Here is a 19,187-nt window from a genome sequence, read left to right on the forward strand (position 1 = left end):
ATGAACCACGCGGCGGTATCGACCGCGCGCTGCGACAGCTGTCACAACGGCAGCTACACCGGCCAGGGCACCAAGGGTGCCATGGGCACCGCGTCGTACCCGGGCCACGTCGCCACCGGTGGCGCCGACTGCGTCAGCTGTCACGCCAAGGCGGCCTCGGGCGGCTTCACCAGCTGGGGCGGCGCGGCGTTCACCCACTCCGCGGCCAACACCAATTGCTCCGCCTGTCACAATGGCTCGAGCGCGAAGGGTTTGACCACGCCGCCGCACATTCCGGTGACCGGCGTCCAGTGCTCGAACTGCCATAGCAACACCGCGGCGAGCTTCGCCACCTACACGATGAGTCATACCGCCGTGCATGCGACGCGCTGCGACAGCTGTCACAATGGCGCCTATCGCAGCCAGGGCCGCAGAGGCGCGCAGGGGCCGGATCACAGTGCCAAGTCACAGGATTGCGGCTGCTGCCACGTGCGCGCTGCCGCCAACTTCTCGACCTGGGACGACGACCCGCAGAAGCCGGCCGCGGGTTGCTCGACCACGGCCAGGTCGGTGGTCCCCGCTCAGGCGCCCGTCGCCAAGGCGGTGACGCCAGCCACGACCGCCAACCGGACGATGACGGCGGCCACGACTCCCGAGTCCGCATCGGGCACGAGCGCAGCGCCGGCCACGGCTGCGGCCGGCGCGGCTGCGAAGCCTGCCGCACCATCCAGTTCGACGCTCTTGTTCAGCAGCAAGCCGCTGGCGAATACAGCTGCGACGTCGGCGGCCGCGACGACCGATCCTCGAGCAGGGGCCCCGGCCGGTGCGCCTGCCGCCTCCAAACCCGACGGCGCGGCGAAAGCTGGTGACGCGGCGTCGGTGTCGCAGCCGCTGAGCACTCTCCCGCGGATGACATCCGCCCCTTCAGCGCCTGTGCCGAACGATCCGCGCAGCAAGCTCCTGCCTTCGATCGGTGCCGCCAATCCTGATGCAATGGAGTCGCAGAACGCAGGTCGGGTTCCATCGCTGCTGCCGACGGTCAATCCGAGGGCAGGGCTTGCCGGCTCGAGCGCCACGGAGGCCGGCTCGAGATTCAACCACATGACGGCGCAGGGACCGTGCGCATCCTGCCACAACGGCATGAGTGCGCCTGGCAAGTCGTCGAAGCACATTGCGACTGCGGCGCCGTGCGAGACCTGCCACAAGAGCACGACGACGTTCAGCGGAGCCCGCTTCAGCCACACCGGGACGACAGCGGCCTGCGCGAGCTGTCACAACGGCATGGCCGCGACCGGCAAGCCGCAGAAGCACGTCGCGACCAATGCGCCGTGCGAGACCTGCCACAAGAGCACGACGACGTTCAGCGGAGCCCGCTTCAGCCACACCGGGACGACGGCGGCCTGCGCGAGCTGCCACAACGGCATGGCCGCGACCGGCAAGCCGCAGAAGCACGTCGCGACCAATGCGCCGTGCGAGACCTGCCACAAGAGCACGACGACATTCGGTGGAGCCCGCTTCAGTCACACCGGCACGATGGCGGCCTGCGCGAGCTGTCACAACGGCATGGCCGCGACCGGCAAGCCGCAGAAGCATGTTGCGACCAATGCGCCGTGCGAGACCTGCCACAAGAGCACGACGACGTTCAGCGGAGCCCGCTTCAGTCACACCGGTACGATGGCGGCCTGCGCGACCTGCCACAACGGATCATCAGCCGGCGGCAAGCCGCCGCGCCACGTGGTCACCAGCGCGCCATGCGAAAGCTGCCACAAGAACACCGTGTCGTTCTCGGGCGCACGGATGGATCACGCCAGCCTGACTGCGCCGTGCGCCAGCTGTCACAACGGCTCCAATGCCACCGGCAAGTCGCCGAAGCACTTCGTGACCAACGTCCCCTGCGAGAGCTGCCATCGGACGGTCAGTTGGAGCTCGGTCAACTACCGGCATATGTCGGCAAGCTATCCGAACCATAGCGCCACGATTGGCTGCACCGCCTGCCACAGCGGCAATTCGCAAGCCGTCGTGTTCAAGTTCGCGGCCTACAAGCCCGACTGCGCCGCCTGTCACGCGGGTGATTTCCGGCCGCAGCAGCATGCCAAGCTCGTGAAGCCGGCGCCGATGGACTACACCGTCGCCGAGCTCAAGGACTGCACCGGCGCGTGTCACATCTATGCTGACAAGTCGCAGACCGCCATCATCACCCGTCGCCAGCGGCAGCACCGGGTCAATGGAGGCGGCTGGTGATGAGCTGCCGCTTCAGTCAAGCAGCAGCAGCGAGGTCGACCCGATGGGCGATGACTCTGCTGTCCGGCCTGCTCGCAATCCTGCTCGATGGAGCCTTCGGCGTCGCACCGGCCCAGCCCGTCATCGATCAGTTCGTCGCCAGCGCAAACGCCACGACGATCGGCAACTGCAGCCTGCTGCGCGTCAACTTTCATGCTCGCGTGCGCTACACTGGGCATTTTCCGCTGGATAAGGGCAGCCAGCTCAGCGTCTCGCTACAATTGGTCGATCGGGACGCCGTCATCACGCGGCGTCTGGTCAGACGAGAGGGCGTGCGGGTCGACAATGCCCAGGGCTCCGGCATCCAGGACGTCTATCTGACGCTCGATCAGAACAGAGGACCGATCCTCGTCGCTCAGTTTGCTGGCGAGTTCACCTATCAGATCGTGCAATCCGGCAGCTTCGAGCAGGTCACGATCGTGATTGCCCGGAAGGGCCCGGTGTCGGCGTGCAAGGTGAAGGCCCTTGTGCCGAGCGTAGCCGCTCCGGATGCGCCGAAACCGGTTGCGATCCCCGGTGCGGCGGCGTCGGTCCGCAACGACAATCGCACGATGCAGCAGGCGTCCGCGGCGGACATCCGGTTTGCGGAGGCCTCGATGGACGAGGCGCGCGCATCGATCAAGAAAGGCAATTTCAACGCCGCGATCGACCTTCTGAAGAAGGTGCTGAAACTCCCTGAGACCGGTTCGAGCGCAGAGGCGCAGGAGCTGCTCGGCGTCGCGCGCCAGAAGGCCGGGCAGACCGCTGCAGCCCAGGCCGAATTTGAGGACTATCTGCGCCGTTATCCGAACGGCGAGGGCGCTGAGCGGGTGAGGCAGCGGCTCGCTGCGCTTCTGACCGCAACCAGCAGCGCGCCGGCACGACCGCGCGACATGTCTCCGGCCAACTCCGATGGCGGAGACATGGGGGCAGGGATGCCAACCAAGTCGGCAGGGCCGAACGGCGATACGCGCTGGTCGATGTCGGGCAGCCTCTCGACCACCTTCATCACCAATGACAGCACCAGCGCCGTCAAGGACAGGGCCATCGCGCCGAACCCGAATGCAGATCCCGATGCCCACCGGGTACACCAGAACACGCTGCTGACCAATTTCGACTTCCTGGGCACCGCGGACAACGATCGCATCAGGACCAAGTTCAAGCTGGCGTTCACCCACGAGCGCCAATTCGATACGGGCAATGACAAGTATGGCGTCTCGACCGCGCAAGTCGATTACACGCTGAAGGAAGCCGACGTGACCTTGCGCGTCGGACGGCAATCCCGCAACACCGGCGGCGTGATCGGCCGTTTCGACGGCGCGGTGCTGAGTTGGCAGAAGAGCCCCGGGCTGCGCTTGAACGTGCTCGCGGGCTCGCCGAACTGGAGCCGTTTCGACGCACCGTTCAAGGATGGCAAGACGCTCTATGGGGCAAGCATCGATTTTGGCAAGATCCTCGGCGGGCTCGAGACCACCGTCTACCTGATCACGCAATACGACCGCAACATCGTCGACCGCCAGGCCATCGGCGCGGAATTCCGCTATTTCGACACCAACAAGTCGCTGCTCGGCCTGATCGACTACGACACGCATTTCCGCGCGCTCAATGCCGCCGTGTTCTCGGGAACGTATACGTTCGAGGACAAGTCGGTCATCAACGCCTCGTTCGATTACCGAAGAGTTCCATTTCTCTCGACCTGGAATGCGTTGCAGGGGCAGCCGTTCCTCACGCTCTACGACATGATGAAGTTCAATACCGCAGGCGAGATCAGGCAGCTCGCGATCGACCGCACGCCGACATTCCAGTCGGCGATGGTCAGCTATTCGCGGCCCCTGAACGAGACCTGGCAGGTCGCCGCCGATGCCACGGTGACCAATCTGACCGGCACGCTGCCGTCCGGCGGCGTCGACGGCACGCCGGCGAGCGGTCTCGAATATTATCTGTCGGCTCAGTTGACCGGGAACAGCATCATCAAGCCGGGCGATCTGTTCATGGGCGCGCTACGCTACGCGAGCCTGGCGGACTCGAAGTTCTATGTGCTGGATCTTGCCTCGCGCTACCCGATCACCCCCGATCTCGCCATCAGCCCGCGGCTGCGGATGGGCTACAGGTCCGGCACCCGGACCGACTTGAAGGAGTACACGATCCTGCCGTCGTTGCTGGTCAGCTATCTCTGGTCGAAGGAGATCAGCTTGGAAACAGAGGTTGGCTACCGGTTCGTCGACAGCACGCTGGCCAACGTCAAGACGACGACAAAGGACCTGTTCGCGACGGTCACGTTGCGGCGCGATTTCAACGCCGACGGTGTCACGAAGTGCAACGCCTCGATCGTCAGCTGCGCCTGGGCCAGGCCTGCAGCGTTGCAAGGCGGCCAAGGCGCGGGCTCGGGCGATATGCCGCTGCGGTCGCGCGCGTCGATCCTGCCGTCCTATATGCTGGAGACCGGAGTGCGCTACTGGTTCAGCTCGGGGCAGAATCGCTACCGCTATTTCGCCGATCAGGCAGCGACGCTTCAGGTCTCCCGGCTCGCTTATGGCGGCATGACCGGGCACAGCGGCGAGATGTTCTTCAGGGTTGATGCGCTCGACGGCCCGTTCACCAACATGTTTCTGAAGGGCTATTTCGGGGCGGGCAAGATCAGCTCGGGCACTCTCGTCGATGAGGACTTTGCTCCTTTCGTCAATCCGTCATCCAAGACCGTCAGCAGCGTGGGCGGGCGGCTGCAATACGCAAATCTCGATGTCGGTTTCAATCTGCTGGAGACGGAGCGTTTCCGGCTTGGTGCCTTCGTCGGCTATCAATATTGGACAGAAACGGTCGACGCGCGGGGCTGCACCCAGGTGGGTGGCAATCCGACGATCTGCAGTCCGGCTCTTGGGGCAGGCGTCAAGGTGGTGACCGAGCAGGATCGCTGGCATAGCGGACGGGCCGGTGTCTCACTCGACACGCGGCTGTCTGACCGGCTGAGCTGGCAGGCGGAGGCCGCTTATGTCTGGACTTCGCAGAATGCGATCGACACGCACTATTTCACGTTCGGGCGCGATCCTGCCTCAGGACAAGGATCCGGATTCCAGGCCGAGACCGTGCTGAACTACCAGTTGACCGATAATTTCCGCATCGGCATCGGCGGACGCTGGTGGCATCTCAGCACCAATGCGGTCGATTCCTTCAATCAGGTCCTGAGATATACGACGGAGCGCTATGGCGTCTTCCTGCAGGGCTCCTACCAGTTCAATCGGGCAAAATAGTCGGCAGGAGTCGTCCAATCATGAACTACCAGATGCGGCCGTCGAGCCTCCTCCCTGAATATGACGCGATGTTCCGCGGTGCGTTGGATCGACTGCATCAGGAACGGCGCTATCGTGTCTTTGCGGATCTTGAACGCCAGGCGGGGCGCTATCCCTATGCGATCTGGCATTCGGGGGAGGGCAAGCGTGAGGTTGTGATCTGGTGCTCGAACGATTATCTGGGCATGAGCCAGCACCCGAAGGTCATGGGAGCCATGATCGATGCCGTATCGCGCATGGGCACAGGAGCCGGGGGCACCCGTAATATCGCGGGAACGAACCATCCGCTCGTCGCGCTCGAGCAGGAGCTGGCCGATCTCCACGGCAAGGAAGCCGCGCTGGTGTTTACCTCCGGCTACGTTTCCAACGAGGCGGGGATATCGACGATCGCCAAGCTGCTGCCTGGGTGTTTGCTGCTTTCCGACGCGTTGAATCACAACTCCATGATCGAGGGGGTACGTAAGGCCGGTGCTGAGAAGCAGATCTGGCAGCACAATGATCCTGAGCATCTCGAACGGCTGCTGCGGGCGGCAGATCCCGAAAGGCCAAAGCTCATCGTATGCGAGAGCCTCTACTCGATGGACGGCGATATCGCGCCTCTGCATCGAATTTGCGACTTGGCCGAGCGCTACGGCGCACTGACCTATGTCGACGAGGTCCATGCGGTCGGGATGTATGGCCCGCGCGGCGGCGGCATAGCTGAGCGCGACGGGGTCATGGAAAGGATCGACATTGTTGAGGGCACGCTCGCAAAGGCCTATGGCTGTCTCGGCGGCTATCTTGCGGCTGGGACGAACCTGATCGATGCGGTGCGCTCCTACGCCCCCGGTTTCATCTTCACGACTGCATTGCCGCCTCCGGTCTGTGCAGCCGCGACCGCTGCAATCCGGCATCTGAAAGCCTCGACAGCGGAGCGCGTCCGGCATCAGGATCGTGCAGCGCGGCTGAAGTCCGTCCTGACGGCAGCAGACCTGCCGGTGATGCCGAGCGAGAGCCATATCGTGCCGGTGCATGTCGGCGATCCCGAGAAGTGCAGGGCGGCTTCGGACCTGCTGATGTCGGAGCATGGCATCTATATCCAGCCGATCAATTACCCCACTGTCCCGCGAGGAATGGAACGCCTGCGTCTTACACCTACGCCCTATCACGACGACGCGCTCATGGACCAACTGGTCCATGCGATGATGAAGGTGTGGGACAAACTCCATCTCTGTTACCGCCGGGAGAGCGGCTTCACACGTGGGCATGAAGCGCCATAGCGCTGCCGGCGAAAGATTGGATCAGAAATCGGCACGTCCGGCCGGTGTGCGGAAAGGCGGTCGTGCTTCAGCTACTGAACGAACGCAGGTGTTCTCCCGCTCCGAGCGCACCATCCAGCCTCTCCTCCTTTCCAGTCTGTTTCCGGTTGTTTGCGGATGGCCGTGTCCGGCGACGAGTCCGAGCTGTCCGACGGCCCATGCCAGGCATCCGGCCGGATCAGCGCCAGGCCCGATTCCGGATCGTGAAACTTGCGCAGATGCGCCGGCGTTTCGGTGATGATGATCTCGAGGTCGGCCGGATGGCCCGACCTCGTATAGGCGTAGCCACCGAAGAAGTCCTCGCCCTTGCCCTGCACGCCGATTTGATCATGCTCGCGATGGTTGCGCTGATTTTAACTTCCACGAAGCGTGTCATCGGATCGTTGTCTTCCGCGCTATTATATTAGGGAATGCAGGCGGAATCGGAGCGGTCCTTACCAAAGCCGGAGATAGAATTGCGACTGTCAGCCTGAATGAGAATCAATTGCGCTGAAATCGTAACCGGGACGAATTGCAGCAATGAACCGTCGCGAGCGCCGAGCTTCGCCCACCAAAGTGAAGCTCCAACCTGCCAAGCCCGATGGTGCCGCGAACTTCTATGACGCTGCCTTGCGTGACGTCGCCAATGGCCGACATGCGGACGCCGAGCGGTGTTGTCATATGGCGCTTGCGATCGATGGAGGGCATGCGCCGACCCTCAACTTGCTAGGGATCCTTGCACTGCAGGCACAGCAGTATGAAGCTGCACTGCGGTGGGTATCCCGCGCGATCCAGCAGGATGTTCAGCCGCAGTACTTCCTGAGTCTTGGCACGGTGCTACAGGTCCAGGGACGCTCGGATGAGGTGATGAAGGTCGTCGAGTAGGCGAGGGCGCTCGGTCTCGAAAGCGCCGATCTGTGGATGCTGAGGGGCAATGCCCTTGTCAGCCTGCAGCAGCTCGCCGACGCTGTGTTGAGCTTCCAACGTGTGCTGGAACTGAATGCGAGGCATTGGGACGCGGCAAACCAGTGCGGCATCGCGCTTCAACGGTTGGGGCGGATCGACGAAGCGCTCGCCTATCTCGATCTGAGCGACGCCTTGCGGCCCAACCATGTACCGACGTTGTTGATGCGTGGTGCACTTCTGAATGGCCTGAAGCGGTTCGACGAGGCCCTTGCCATCTGTCGGCGAGCCCACGAGATCGAGCCCGGCAACTCTGACATCTGTGTCAAGACGGGCATTGTCCTGCGGACGATGCGCCGAGACGAAGAAGCGTTGCAATGGTTCGAGCGGGCGCTGGCTTTGCAACCTGGCTCCAGGGATGCGCTGCACGACAAGGCCTCTGTGCTGACGAAGCTGCGTCGATTCGACGAAGCGTTCGAGGTCTACAGGCAGTTGAAGCGTGCCGACCCGAGAGACACGCTGGCCGATCTTGGGACGGCTCATTTGAACCTGTTGCTGGGGGATCTCGACGCGGGCTGGTCTGGTCGGGAGGCCCGTTGGAGCCTGCCGAGCTCTTATCCGCGCTTCCAGCAACCCATGTGGCTGGGCCAGGACGGCATCGCTGGAAAAACCATTGTCATCGCAGCCGACGAAGGACTGGGCGATACGATCCAGTTTGTCCGTTACGTGCCGATGGTCCTGGCGCTAGGCGCCTGCGTCATCCTCGCCGTTCAAAAGCCGTTGCTACCTCTGTTGTCGAATGTGCCGGGCATTTCGCAGTGCATTCCGGTCTCGGAGGCCGCCGACCTTGCGGGAGTGGATATCCATTGTCCGATCATGAGCCTGCCGTTTGCCTTTCGGACGACACTGGCCGCGATTCCAGCGCCGGTGTCGTATTTGCCGGCGCCTGATCCGGATCGGATTCAAATCTGGCAAGAGCGCCTTGGTGCGCCTGAGAAATTGCGTGTCGGCCTGGTCTGGTCAGGCAACCCCAATCATCTCGACGACCACAATCGCTCCATCCCATTGCGCATGTTTTCCCGCCTGCTCGGCGAGGACGCGGCGTTCATCAGCTTGCAGAAAGAGCCGAAGGCCGAAGACAAAGCCGTGCTCCAGGAGGCGAGCCGGATTACGGACCTGACGGGCCAACTTGCCGATTTCGCGGACACGGCCGCGCTGATCTCATGTCTGGATCTCGTGATCACCGTCGATACCAGTGTCGCTCATCTCGCCGGCGCGCTCGGCCGTCCCACCTGGACGCTTCTGTCGTATACGCCGGACTATCGCTGGCTGCTCGATCGTGACGATAGCGTCTGGTACCCGAGCATGCGTCTGTTCCGTCAGCGCGAAGGGCGCGACTGGGGCGAAGTCATTGATCAGGTCGGAGATGCTCTTCACAAGCTGATTGTGGTGGGGGCGCCGTCCCCGCCGGTCTCGAGCGATGAGATCGCGTGATCCGTCGCCGTTTCACTTCGACGACTGGCGGCTTGCCGTCAGCTGCTGTCGGTAACGTTCGGCGTCCCAGTCGAGCAGCATCTGCTCGTGCTGCGACGAGAGATAGCTGATATCGGCCGACAGCGGCAGGCGGCTGGTCACGAGCGCGAGGCAGCTCAGCATGGCCTCGGCGCCCGGGCTGGCGTCGTTGCGGATGATGGCGCCGAGACCCGGCGCGAGGGCTGCGACGGGGGCGGGCAGGCGGCTCGCTTCCGCGCGCGCGAGCATCGTGGTGAGGCCGTCGGCGCCCTCGATCGTCGGCAGGCCCGGGCCGAGAAACACGACGTGATCCGGATACAATGAGCCGCCGGTTGCGATGGCGCGGTTGAACGGATCGGTGGCGATGCCGTGGCTACCAGCGTCGTGCGGCGGGCGATAGGCGGTGCCTGCGCACAGACGGCGCAAGGCCGCGGCGTCGGCAGCGGGCGCCGGGCGCACCGGCAGCGCCAGCCGGCGCTCCACGTCATGGACCAGCGCCTCAGCCTGATCGCAGGTGTCGGCGCCGACGACGAGGCCGTGATTGCCGAGGATCAGCACGTCGATGCGCTCGCGCGCGACGATTGCACTCACCGCGCGCGCCAGCGGCAGCCCGGGATGAAAGTAGTCGAGATGGCGCCAGGAGAGCCCGACCAGTCGCGCCGAAAATTCATCGCGTGCGTCGCGCCGTGCCGCCCAGGCGATGGTGTTGACGGCATGCACGTGCAGCACGACCCGGTGCGGCAGCAGCGCATGCAGCGCAGTCTCGATCGAGGCGCGTAGCGGGCCGGGGGCTGCCAGCGGAATGCGCTCATCGTCAGCGGCGAGCGCGTCGCGCGCTGCAGGCAGGAGGACAGGCACGAAGATGTCCTTCGCGTCGGCGTCGGCAAGCCAGGTGCCGGACGCCTTCACCCACAGCACATCATCCTGCTTGAGCGAGGAGTTGCCGCCGGCGCCTTGCACCAGCTCCACGTTGCGGCCGACCCGCGCCGACATCCGGCGCAAATCATCAAGCTCGGCAGGCTCGCGCATCTCGCGTCTCCTTCTCACCACACCAGGTGCTGCATCGTCCAATTCGGCATGCGGCCTGGCGAAGCCGCGAGCTTGCGCGTCGCGGCAGCCAGGTCGGGCGCACCGGCCAGCGTCGTGCGATGCACGCCATCGCCGAGCAGCAGGCTCTGCAGGCCTGCGGCGCGGGCGCCGGCGACGTCATGGTCGAGTGAGTCGCCGATCATCAGCACGCGGTGCGGATCCGGATCGCCGAGCTGCTCCAGCGCAGCCGCGAAGATCGGCGCATGCGGCTTGCCGACGAAGCTCACCGGGCCGCCGAGCCACTCATAGGCGCGCGCCAGCGTGCCGGGCGCAGGCACGAGGCCGCTCGCGCCGAACATCATCAGGTCGGGATTGGCGCAGATCATCGGCACGCCTCGCGCCGCCGCTCCGGTGAATTGATCGCGCCAGAGGTCCGGCTCGGCGAGGTCGTCATCAAGGCCGCCGAGCAGGATGAAATCGGCGTCGCGCATATCCGTCACGACGACGAGATCCAGCCCGTCGATCAACGAGCGGTCGCCGCCCCTGGTGATCGGGAAGCAGGCATTGCCACAATCGGTGAAGGGCGCGCGGGTTCGGTCGCGCAGGCCGGTCCAGGTCACCTCGCCCGAGGTGAGAATGCCGTCATAGGCAGAGCGCGGCAGGCCGAGCCGGGCGAGGCGCTCGGCATTGGCGCTCGCGCGCTTGCCGGAGTTCGACAGCACCAGGATATGCTTGCCGGCCTCGCGCAGCCGCAGGACGCAGTCATGCGCAGCGGTAAGCACCGTCCTTCCGTCATGCAACGTGCCCCATTGGTCGAGCAGCACGTGATCGAACCTGTCGGCGATGGCGGACAGGCCGCTGATCTCGCACGCCGCCGCCGTCATCGCGGCGGTCCCTGCAGCGCCAGCAGCGCCGTGCCGTAGCTCGCTTCGGTCTGCGCGGCGGCGCCGACGGGCACGCCGACGATGCGCCGGCGGATATCGGTCCAGGCTTCGTTCCGGGCACCGCCGCCGATGCTGATCACCCGCCGCAGAGCCGGCGCGCCGAGCGCGTGAAGACGCCGATAGGCCAGCGCTTCCACGCCAGCAATTCCTTCGAGCAGCGCCTGGAAGAAGCGATGATCCTCGACCGGCCGTGGCGTGATCCGCGGCGCCAGCGCGGGATCTGCGATCGGAAAGCGTTCGCCGGGTTTTTGCAGCGGATAGTAGTCGAGCCCGGTGGGCTCGTCCGGGCGCAGTAGCGGTGTCATGCGATCCATGGCGTCGGTGGTGAAATGCGCAAGCAGCGCGGCGCCGCCGGAATTCGATGCGCCGCCGGCGAGCCATTTGTCGCCGAGGCGGTGCGAGTACACGCCCTGATCGGCGGCGAAAATCGGCTGCGTCGCGACCAGCTTCACCACCAGCGTGGTGCCGAGCGAGGTCACCGCATCGCCCGGCGTATCGGCGCCGGTGGCGATGAAGGCGGCGACGCCGTCGGTCGTGCCGGCGACGATGCGCGTCGATGGGGACAGACCGAGCGAGCGCGCGATGGCTGGATCGATGTCGGCGAATGGCGTGCCCGGCACCAGAATGCTCGGCAGCACGTCGCGTGGAACGCCGAGCTGATCGATCCACTGCGGCCATTCGCGCCTGACAGGGTCATAGCCGAGCTTCAGGGCGTTGTTCTCATCGCTGACGCCGTGACGGCCGGCGAGGCGTCCGGCGATCCAGTCGGCCTGGTGCACGGCATGCCGCGCGCCGCTCGTGGAGGCGAGCAGATGCAGCAGCTTGGCGAGCGGGCTGCTCGTGCCATGCGCACCGCTCTCGGGCGGTGCGACGGCTGCGATGCGCCTGGCCTCGTCGACGGCGCGGGCATCATTGTACATCAGGCCGAGCGAGCGGGGCCGCCCGTCGGCGTCGATCAGCAGCAAGGTGCCGGAGGTGCCGTCGACCGCGATGTGCGCGACGGCGCCGAGATCGACGATCCTGCCGAGCTTGTCGAGCGCCGCGACCGTCGCCTGCCACCACAGCTCGGGATCCTGGTCGATGGCGTTGCCGTCCTGACGCGGTACGACCAGCGGAACGGCGGCTGCGCCCTTGATCTCGCCGCTGATATCGACGGCGCAGGCGCGCACACCGCTCGTGCCCACGTCGATGCCGACAAACAACTCCGTCATGCGACCTCATCCCGTTGTGCGCCGGCGAGCATGCCTGTGCTCGCCCGGCGCGTCGCCCCTGACGCGCTGCAGCACGTTTGGGGGATTGACGGCCGGATCGGCGTCTGCAATTTTTTGCAAGGAGTGAAGAATTTTGCAAGCAGGCATTCGTCGTGACGACAGCTTCCGACAGGGCGCCCATGGTGGACGGCGAGGCCTCGCTCGCAACGCGCGCCGCGTGGCTGTATTTCGCGGCCGGGCTGACGCAGTCGGAGGTCGCCGACCGGCTCAACATCCAGAGCACCAAGGCGCATCGCCTGATCGCGCGCGCCAGCCGCGAGGGCATGATCCGCGTCTTCGTCGAGGGCCCCGTCGCCGAATGCGTCGCGCTGGAGAACGCGCTGGCCGAGCGCTACGGGCTCGCCTTCTGCCGCGTCGCGCCGGATCTCGGCGAGGGCGATCTGCCGCTGAAGGCGCTGGCGCTGGAGGGCGCCAGCTTCCTGCGCCAGGTGCTGGAGCGCGGCGACGACAAGATCATCGGTGTCGGCCATGGCCGCACGCTTGCGGCGGTGGTGGCGCAGCTGCCGCAGACCCCGGCGCGCGACGTGCAGTTCGTGTCTTTGCTCGGCGGCCTCACGCGCAAATTCGCCGCCAACCCGTTCGACGTGATCCATCGTCTCGCCGAGCGCACTGGTGCCGAAGCCTATCTGCTGCCGGTGCCCGTGTTCGCCAATTCGGTCGCGGACCGCCGCGTGCTGATGCAGCAGTTCGGCATTGCCGACGTGTTCGCGCTGGCGCAGCGCGCCTCGCTGCTGTTCGTCGGCATCGGCCAGATCCATGCCGACGGCTTCCTGGTGTCGAGCGGCATGATCAAGCCGGACGAGGTCGTCGAGCTGAAGCGCGCCGGCGCCTGCGCCGACCTGCTCGGGCATTTCTTCAACGCCCAGGGCGAGCTGCTCGATCTCGATCTTTCGGCGCGCGCCACCTCGATGGCCGCTGCCGATCTGAAGAAACACCGCATCGTCGCCATCGGCGGCGGCGAGGCGAAGATCACGGCCCTGCGCGCGGTGCTGCGCAGCGGCTTCCTGAACGGTCTCATCATCGATGAGGTAACCGCTCAGGCACTCGCTACCGACAAGCCGGAGAAAACATCCGGCCACGCCAAGAACAAGAGTCGGAAGGGCAGGTAACGCGAACACGTCTCTACAAAAAACAAAGGGAGGGTTGAATGTACGATCGTGAGAAGAATCTCTTTGCGTCCTATGCCGGCAAGCGCATCAGCCGGCGTGATCTGCTCGACGGCGCTGCCAAGCTCGGCATCGCCGGTGTCGCCGCCAATGCCGCCTTTGCCTCGGCGATGTCGAGGGCGATGGCCGCGGATTTCAACTGGAAGGCCCATAGCGGCAAGACCGTCAAGCTGCTCCTCAACAAGCATCCCTATGTCGATGCGATGATCGGCGACATCGAGGCGTTCAAGAGCCTGACCGGCATGAACGTCAGCTACGACATCTTCCCGGAGGACGTCTATTTCGACAAGGTGACGGCGGCGCTGTCGTCGAAATCCGATCAATACGACGCCTTCATGACCGGCGCCTACATGACCTGGACCTATGGTCCGGCCGGCTGGATCGAGGACCTCAACACCTACATCAAGGATCCCGCCAAGACCAATCCGGCGTTCGCCTGGGACGACGTGCTGCCCGGCCTGCGCTCCTCGACCGCCTGGGACGGCGTGGCCGGCTCCGAGCTCGGCTCGGGCAAGGCCAAGCAATGGTGCATCCCGTGGGGCTACGAGCTCAACAACATCACCTATAACCGCAACATCTTCGACAAGGTCGGCGTCAAGCCGCCGAAGAACCTCGACGATATGCTCGACGTCGCCGCCAAGATCACCAAGGACGCCGGTGGTCCCTATGGCGTCGGCGTGCGCGGCTCGCGCTCCTGGGCCACCATCCATCCCGGCTTTCTGTCGGCCTACGCGAATTTCGGCCAGAAGGACTTCGTGATGGAGGGCGGCAAGCTCAAGGCCGCGATGAACACCAAGGCGTCGAAGGATTTCCACGAGAAGTGGGTCAAGATGATCCAGGGCTCGGGTCCGAAGAACTGGTCGACCTACACCTGGTACCAGGTCGGCACCGATCTCGGCGCCGGCGCTTCCGGCATGATCTTCGACGCCGACATTCTCGGCTACTTCATGAACGGCGGCGAGAACAAGGAGCGTGGCAATCTCGGCTACGCGCCATTCGCGGCCAATCCGGCCGCCAAGGCGCCGACGCCGAACGTCTGGATCTGGTCGCTGGCGATGTCGAGCTTCTCCAAGCAGAAGGATGCGGCGTGGACCTTCATGCAGTGGGCGGCTTCCGTCGAGCACGACCTGTTCGGCGCCCGCAAGATGGACTTCGTCAATCCAGTCCGCACCTCGGTGTGGAAGGACAGCGAGTTCCGCGATCGGATCGCCAAGTCCTATCCTGGCTATCTTGAGCAGCATGACCTCTCGGCGCCCGGTGCGAAGATCTACTTCACAGCGCAGCCGCTGTTCTTCGATCTCACGACGGAGTGGGCGGCCTCGCTGCAGAAGATGGTGGCCAAGGAGATCAGCGTCGACGAGGGCCTCGACAAGCTTGCCGAGAGCATCAACCGTCAGTTGAAGCAGGCCGGCCTTGGCTGAGGCCGGGCGACGCTCGTTCCATGACCACCCGCCGGTCCGGCCGCTCCCCCACGGGCGTCCGGACCGGCCTATCCCCGCGCTGATGCGATCACGCTTGTCATGAGCATGGCTGAACTTATCGAGACCCAAGCAGTGCCGCGCCGCACGAAACGCTGGCGCGGGCGATTGCTGCCATACCTGTTGAGCCTGCCGGCCCTGCTGGTCTGCATCGCCATCCTGGTGCCGTTCGTCACCGCGGCCGTCTATTCTCTGCAGCGCTACCGGCTCAATCTGCCATATCTGCGCGGCTTCATCGGCATCGACAACTACATCGATTTCCTGTCCGATCCGGCGTTCTGGAACACGCTGCGGATCTCGCTCGTCTACACCGCGGTAACAGTCGTCGCCGAGCTGCTGCTCGGCCTGGGCATCGCGCTGCTGCTGCGGCGGCCGACGCGCTTCCACAACGCGGTCTCGATCGTGCTGCTGCTGCCGCTGATGACGGCGCCGGCGATCGCCGCCTTGATGTGGAAGCTGATGACCAATCCGAGCTTCGGCATCCTGTCCTATCTGGTCGGCCTGTTCGGCGCGCATGACTTCAAATGGGCCTCCGATCCGTCGACCGCGCTGTTCACGGTCGTCCTGGTCGACGTCTGGGTCTACACGCCCTTCATCATGATCCTGCTCTTGGCCGGTCTGCGCTCGCTGCCGCGTCAGCCGTTCGAGGCGGCCGCACTCGACGGTGTGCCGGCGAGTTTCGTGTTCTTCCGCATCACCTTGCCGATGCTCGCACCCTACATCATCACCGCATCGCTGTTCCGTCTGCTCGATTCGATCCAGCAGTTCGACATCGTCTATGCGATGACGCAAGGCGGCCCCGGCGACCGGCTGATGGTGTTCCAGGTCCAGGCCTATCTCGAGTTCTTCCAGTACACCAATGTCGGACGCTCGGCGGCGCTGCTGATGATCCTGTGGCTGATCACCAACGTCCTGTCGAACATCTTCATCAAGAACTGGCTGCGGCTGCGCGCACGCGCCCACGGTCACGCCTGAGAGAGGGACGTCATGGATCACTCCAGCCTGGCTGGACGCATCTTTCGCGGCATTGCGCTCGCGCTGGTGCTCGTGTTCTTCATGTTTCCGATTGTCTGGATCCTCCTGATGTCGTTCCAGACCAACGAGCAGGTCCTGCGGATCCCGCCGCGCATCTTGTTCGAGCCGACATTCGCCAATTACGAGGCGCTGATCTCGGGCCAGCTCCGCACCGCGGCCGGCAATCTGCAGATCTCGTTCATGCGCAACCTGATGAACAGCTTCGTGCTGTCGAGCGCCTCGGTGATCCTGGCCTTGCTGCTCGGCGTGCCCGCGGCCTATGCGTTCGCGCGCTTCAAGTTCAGGCTCGGCGAGACCATTGCGTTCACGCTTCTCTCGTTCCGCTTTGCGCCCCCGCTGCTGGTGCTGCTGCCGCTGTCGCTGTACTACCAGCAACTCGGCCTGAACGACACGTATTTCGGCATCGTCTGGGTCTACCAGCTGATCGCGCTGCCGTTGATCCTGTGGATCGTGCGCGGCTATTTCGAGGACATCAGCCCGGATATCGAGCATGCCTACCGGCTCGCCGGCCACTCCTGGCGCGAGGCGTTCACACGCATCGCGGTGCCGCTGGCAGGGCCGGGGATCGCAGCGGCGGGGCTGTTGTCCTTCATTTTCTGCTGGAACAATTTCGTCTTCGCGCTGATCCTGGCCTCGGCCGACAAGCAGCCGGTGACGGTGGGCGCGCTCGCCTTCGTGACGGCGTCCGGCATCCAGTACGGCCAGATCGCCGCCGCGATCGTGCTGTCGGTTACGCCGACATTGCTGCTGGCGCTCTACGCGCAGCGTTATCTCGTCGAAGGACTGTCGCTCGGTGCGGTCAAGGGTTGAGGATACATGGCGCGTCTCGAACTGAAAGCCGTCGACAAGACCTTTGGCGCCGCTTGCTGCGCGAAAGGCGTGTCGCTGACGGTCGAGCCCGGCGAGATCGTCGCAGTGTTCGGTCCGTCCGGCAGCGGCAAGACCGTGCTGCTGCGCATGATCGCCGGCATGTTCGAGCCTGACGATGGCGACATCCTGGTCGGCGGGCGCTCGATCGTCGATGCCCCGCCGGAGCAGCGCGGCATCGGCATGGCCTTCCAGAATTTTGCGCTGTTTCCGCATATGAGCGCGCGCGACAATATCGCCAGCGGCCTGCGCGCGACGGGGGCGGCCGACACCGCCGCGAAAGTGACGGCGATGAGCCGGCTGTTGAAGATCGAGCACGTGCTCGGCCACAAGCCTCGTGAACTGTCCAACGGCCAGAAGCAGCGCACCGCGCTGGCGCGCGCGCTGATCGGCAGCCCCGAGGTGCTGCTGCTCGACGATCCCCTGCGCAATGTCGATGCCAAGCTGCGTTACGAGATGCGCCTCGAGCTGCCGAGCCTGCTGCGCCGCAGCTCGGCGGCGGTGCTCTATGTCACGCAGGACTATCGCGAGGCGATGGCAATCGCCGATCGGATCGCGGTGCTGATCAATGGCCGTCTGATGCAGGTGGCGTGTCCAGAGGAAATCTACGCGCGGCCCGCCTCGGTCGCGGTGGCGCGGCTGTTCGGCGATCCCAGCATCAATCTTGCCGAGGTCACGCCGGTGGCGGAGCAGGGCCGACTGACCGCATCTGTCGCCGGGGCGCTGATCCGGCTCGATGCGGACGGTTTGCCGACCAATATGCGCGAGCGCTGCTGGCTTGGCGTCCGGCCGGACGATGTCGTGGTGACGCGTGATGGCGGCGAGGGTGCGATCCCGGCGCGGATCGTCGCGGTCACGCCGATCCACGAGCGCGCCGTGGTGCTGCTGCGCTTCGCCGACGGATCCGAGTGGCTGGCTGCGCTGGCGCCGGAGGCGCTGGAGGCAGATGCGGACGAGGACGTGTTCGTGCGGTTCGCGCCCGATGCGGCGCTGTTGTTCGACCACGCGACGGGAGACCGCATTGGCCTCTCGCCGCGGCGGCAGGCGGCGTGAGGACCTGACATGGGCATGCTCGAAATCCGCAACGTCGACAAAGTCTATCACAGCCGGGGCAAGCCGCCGGTCCATGCCGTGCGCGCGCTCGATATGGAGGTGAAAGCAGGCGAGATCGTTGCGCTGCTCGGCTCTTCCGGCTGCGGCAAGACCTCGACTTTGCGCATGATCGCCGGGTTCGAGAGCGTCAGCTCGGGTTCGATCGCGCTGGCGCAGCGGCCGATCCATGATCTGGCGCCGGCGAAGCGCAAGGTGGCGATGGCGTTCGAAGGCTATTCGCTGTATCCGCCGCTCACGGTGCGCGAGAACATCGGCTTCGCGCTGAAGGCGCAGCAGCTGTCGCGCGCCGAGATCGCGCATCGGGTCGATAGCATCGCCCGCCTGGTCGAGATCGAGGATATCCTCGACAGCCATCCGCGCGCGCTTTCCGGCGGGCAGCAGCAGCGCGTCTCGCTGGCGCGCGCGTTGGTGCGCGACGCCGACCTCTATCTGCTGGACGAGCCGATGGGGCAGTTGGAGCCGCAGCTCCGCGCCGTGCTGCGCGGCCGCATCAAGGGCCTGCTCGCCGGACGTGGCATGACGGCGATCTTCGTCACCCATGACCAGACCGAGGCGAGCGCGCTCGCCGATCGCATCGCTGTCATGGAAGACGGCGTGCTGCAGCAGTTCGCGAGCGAGCGCGAGCTGAAGAACCGCCCGGCCAATCAGTTCGTCGCGAGCTTCATCGGTGAGCCGCCGATGAACCTGATGGAGACCGCGGTGACACAGGAGGAAGGCGGCTTCCGTCTGTCCGTGGGCTCCGATGTTGCCTTTCACATTCCCGCGCAGACGTTGGACGTGACGGGACAACAGGCGCTGGTGCAGGCCGATCGGATCAAGGTCGGCATCCGGCCGCAGCGGATCGCGATCGGCAGCGGTGAAACGCGGCTGCGCGTCGTCTCCAACCAGTGGCTCGGCGATCAGTCGCACATTGCGGGCGAGTGCGCCGGTCATCTGCTGGTCGCCGTGACGTCGAGCAGGGTCGTGGCGCGGCCGGGCGACGTCGTGCCGTGCGCGCTGGAGTCACGCCATCTCCACGTTTTCGGCGCCGACGGAGTCTGCGTCCGCCACGCGGAGGCGCGTTGAAT

At 65.1% G+C, this 19,187-nt stretch carries 14 protein-coding genes and 1 pseudogene; 11 read left to right on the top strand and 4 right to left on the bottom strand.

The features are described from left to right. From QX135_RS25815 to hemA, 3 genes and pseudogenes are all read left to right on the top strand, one after another. A pseudogene (locus QX135_RS25815) lies at positions 1-2,220 on the top strand (hypothetical protein); the annotation flags it as partial. A gap of 50 nt (positions 2,221-2,270) precedes the next feature. Next, complete coding sequence (locus tag QX135_RS25820) at positions 2,271-5,486, top strand: hypothetical protein (RefSeq protein ID WP_315784622.1); 3,216 nt, start codon at positions 2,271-2,273, stop codon at positions 5,484-5,486. Between the two features lie 32 nt (positions 5,487-5,518). Further along, the gene (gene hemA, locus QX135_RS25825) at positions 5,519-6,784 is read left to right on the top strand and encodes a 5-aminolevulinate synthase (RefSeq protein ID WP_410053231.1); all 1,266 of its coding nucleotides are present in this window, start codon (positions 5,519-5,521) and stop codon (positions 6,782-6,784) included. 71 nt (positions 6,785-6,855) lie between these two features. On the opposite strand, the gene QX135_RS25830 is transcribed toward hemA, so the two are convergent. After that, positions 6,856-7,140, bottom strand: coding sequence for a hypothetical protein (locus QX135_RS25830; protein WP_315741301.1), 285 nt, complete (start codon positions 7,138-7,140; stop codon positions 6,856-6,858). Between the two features lie 202 nt (positions 7,141-7,342). On the opposite strand from QX135_RS25830, the gene QX135_RS25835 reads away from it, so the two are divergent. Next, positions 7,343-7,687, top strand: a complete 345-nt coding sequence (locus QX135_RS25835; protein ID WP_316181001.1) for a tetratricopeptide repeat protein — start codon at positions 7,343-7,345, stop codon at positions 7,685-7,687. A 36-nt stretch (positions 7,688-7,723) separates the two neighbouring features. Then, the gene (locus QX135_RS25840; protein ID WP_316180999.1) at positions 7,724-9,199 is read left to right on the top strand and encodes a tetratricopeptide repeat-containing glycosyltransferase family protein; all 1,476 of its coding nucleotides are present in this window, start codon (positions 7,724-7,726) and stop codon (positions 9,197-9,199) included. A 12-nt stretch (positions 9,200-9,211) separates the two neighbouring features. On the opposite strand, the gene QX135_RS25845 is transcribed toward QX135_RS25840, so the two are convergent. From QX135_RS25845 to QX135_RS25855, 3 genes are read right to left on the bottom strand one after another with little or no spacing between them, the layout of a single operon-like run. Then, positions 9,212-10,246 (bottom strand): class II aldolase/adducin family protein, encoded by a 1,035-nt coding sequence (locus QX135_RS25845; RefSeq protein ID WP_316180997.1) that lies wholly within the window; start codon positions 10,244-10,246, stop codon positions 9,212-9,214. Positions 10,247-10,260: 14 nt separating this feature from the next. Then, positions 10,261-11,130: a TIGR01459 family HAD-type hydrolase gene (locus tag QX135_RS25850; RefSeq protein WP_316180995.1), complete on the bottom strand. Its 870-nt coding sequence runs from the start codon at positions 11,128-11,130 to the stop codon at positions 10,261-10,263. Continuing rightward, the gene (locus QX135_RS25855) at positions 11,127-12,401 is read right to left on the bottom strand and encodes an FGGY-family carbohydrate kinase (protein WP_316180993.1); all 1,275 of its coding nucleotides are present in this window, start codon (positions 12,399-12,401) and stop codon (positions 11,127-11,129) included. Before QX135_RS25855 ends, QX135_RS25850 begins: the two co-directional genes overlap by 4 nt. 179 nt (positions 12,402-12,580) lie before the next feature. On the opposite strand from QX135_RS25855, the gene QX135_RS25860 reads away from it, so the two are divergent. The 6 genes from QX135_RS25860 (at position 12,581) to QX135_RS25885 (ending at position 19,185) form a co-directional block, all read left to right on the top strand. Beyond that, on the top strand, positions 12,581-13,570 hold the full coding sequence (locus tag QX135_RS25860; protein ID WP_315741306.1) for a sugar-binding transcriptional regulator: 990 nt from the start codon (positions 12,581-12,583) through the stop codon (positions 13,568-13,570). Positions 13,571-13,608: 38 nt separating this feature from the next. Then, positions 13,609-15,048: an extracellular solute-binding protein gene (locus QX135_RS25865; RefSeq protein WP_315741296.1), complete on the top strand. Its 1,440-nt coding sequence runs from the start codon at positions 13,609-13,611 to the stop codon at positions 15,046-15,048. Between the two features lie 105 nt (positions 15,049-15,153). Then, positions 15,154-16,080, top strand: a complete 927-nt coding sequence (locus tag QX135_RS25870) for a sugar ABC transporter permease (protein WP_315754436.1) — start codon at positions 15,154-15,156, stop codon at positions 16,078-16,080. Positions 16,081-16,092: 12 nt separating this feature from the next. Next, entirely contained in the window at positions 16,093-16,950 is an 858-nt protein-coding gene (locus QX135_RS25875; protein ID WP_316180991.1) for a carbohydrate ABC transporter permease, read from the top strand. Between the two features lie 6 nt (positions 16,951-16,956). Then, complete coding sequence (locus tag QX135_RS25880) at positions 16,957-18,060, top strand: ABC transporter ATP-binding protein (protein WP_316180989.1); 1,104 nt, start codon at positions 16,957-16,959, stop codon at positions 18,058-18,060. 15 nt (positions 18,061-18,075) lie between these two features. Continuing rightward, positions 18,076-19,185 (top strand): ABC transporter ATP-binding protein, encoded by a 1,110-nt coding sequence (locus QX135_RS25885; protein WP_316181016.1) that lies wholly within the window; start codon positions 18,076-18,078, stop codon positions 19,183-19,185. Positions 19,186-19,187 lie beyond the last annotated feature (2 nt).

Source organism: Bradyrhizobium sp. SZCCHNR1098, from assembly GCF_032489375.1.
Taxonomy (GTDB): Bacteria; Pseudomonadota; Alphaproteobacteria; order Rhizobiales; family Xanthobacteraceae; genus Bradyrhizobium.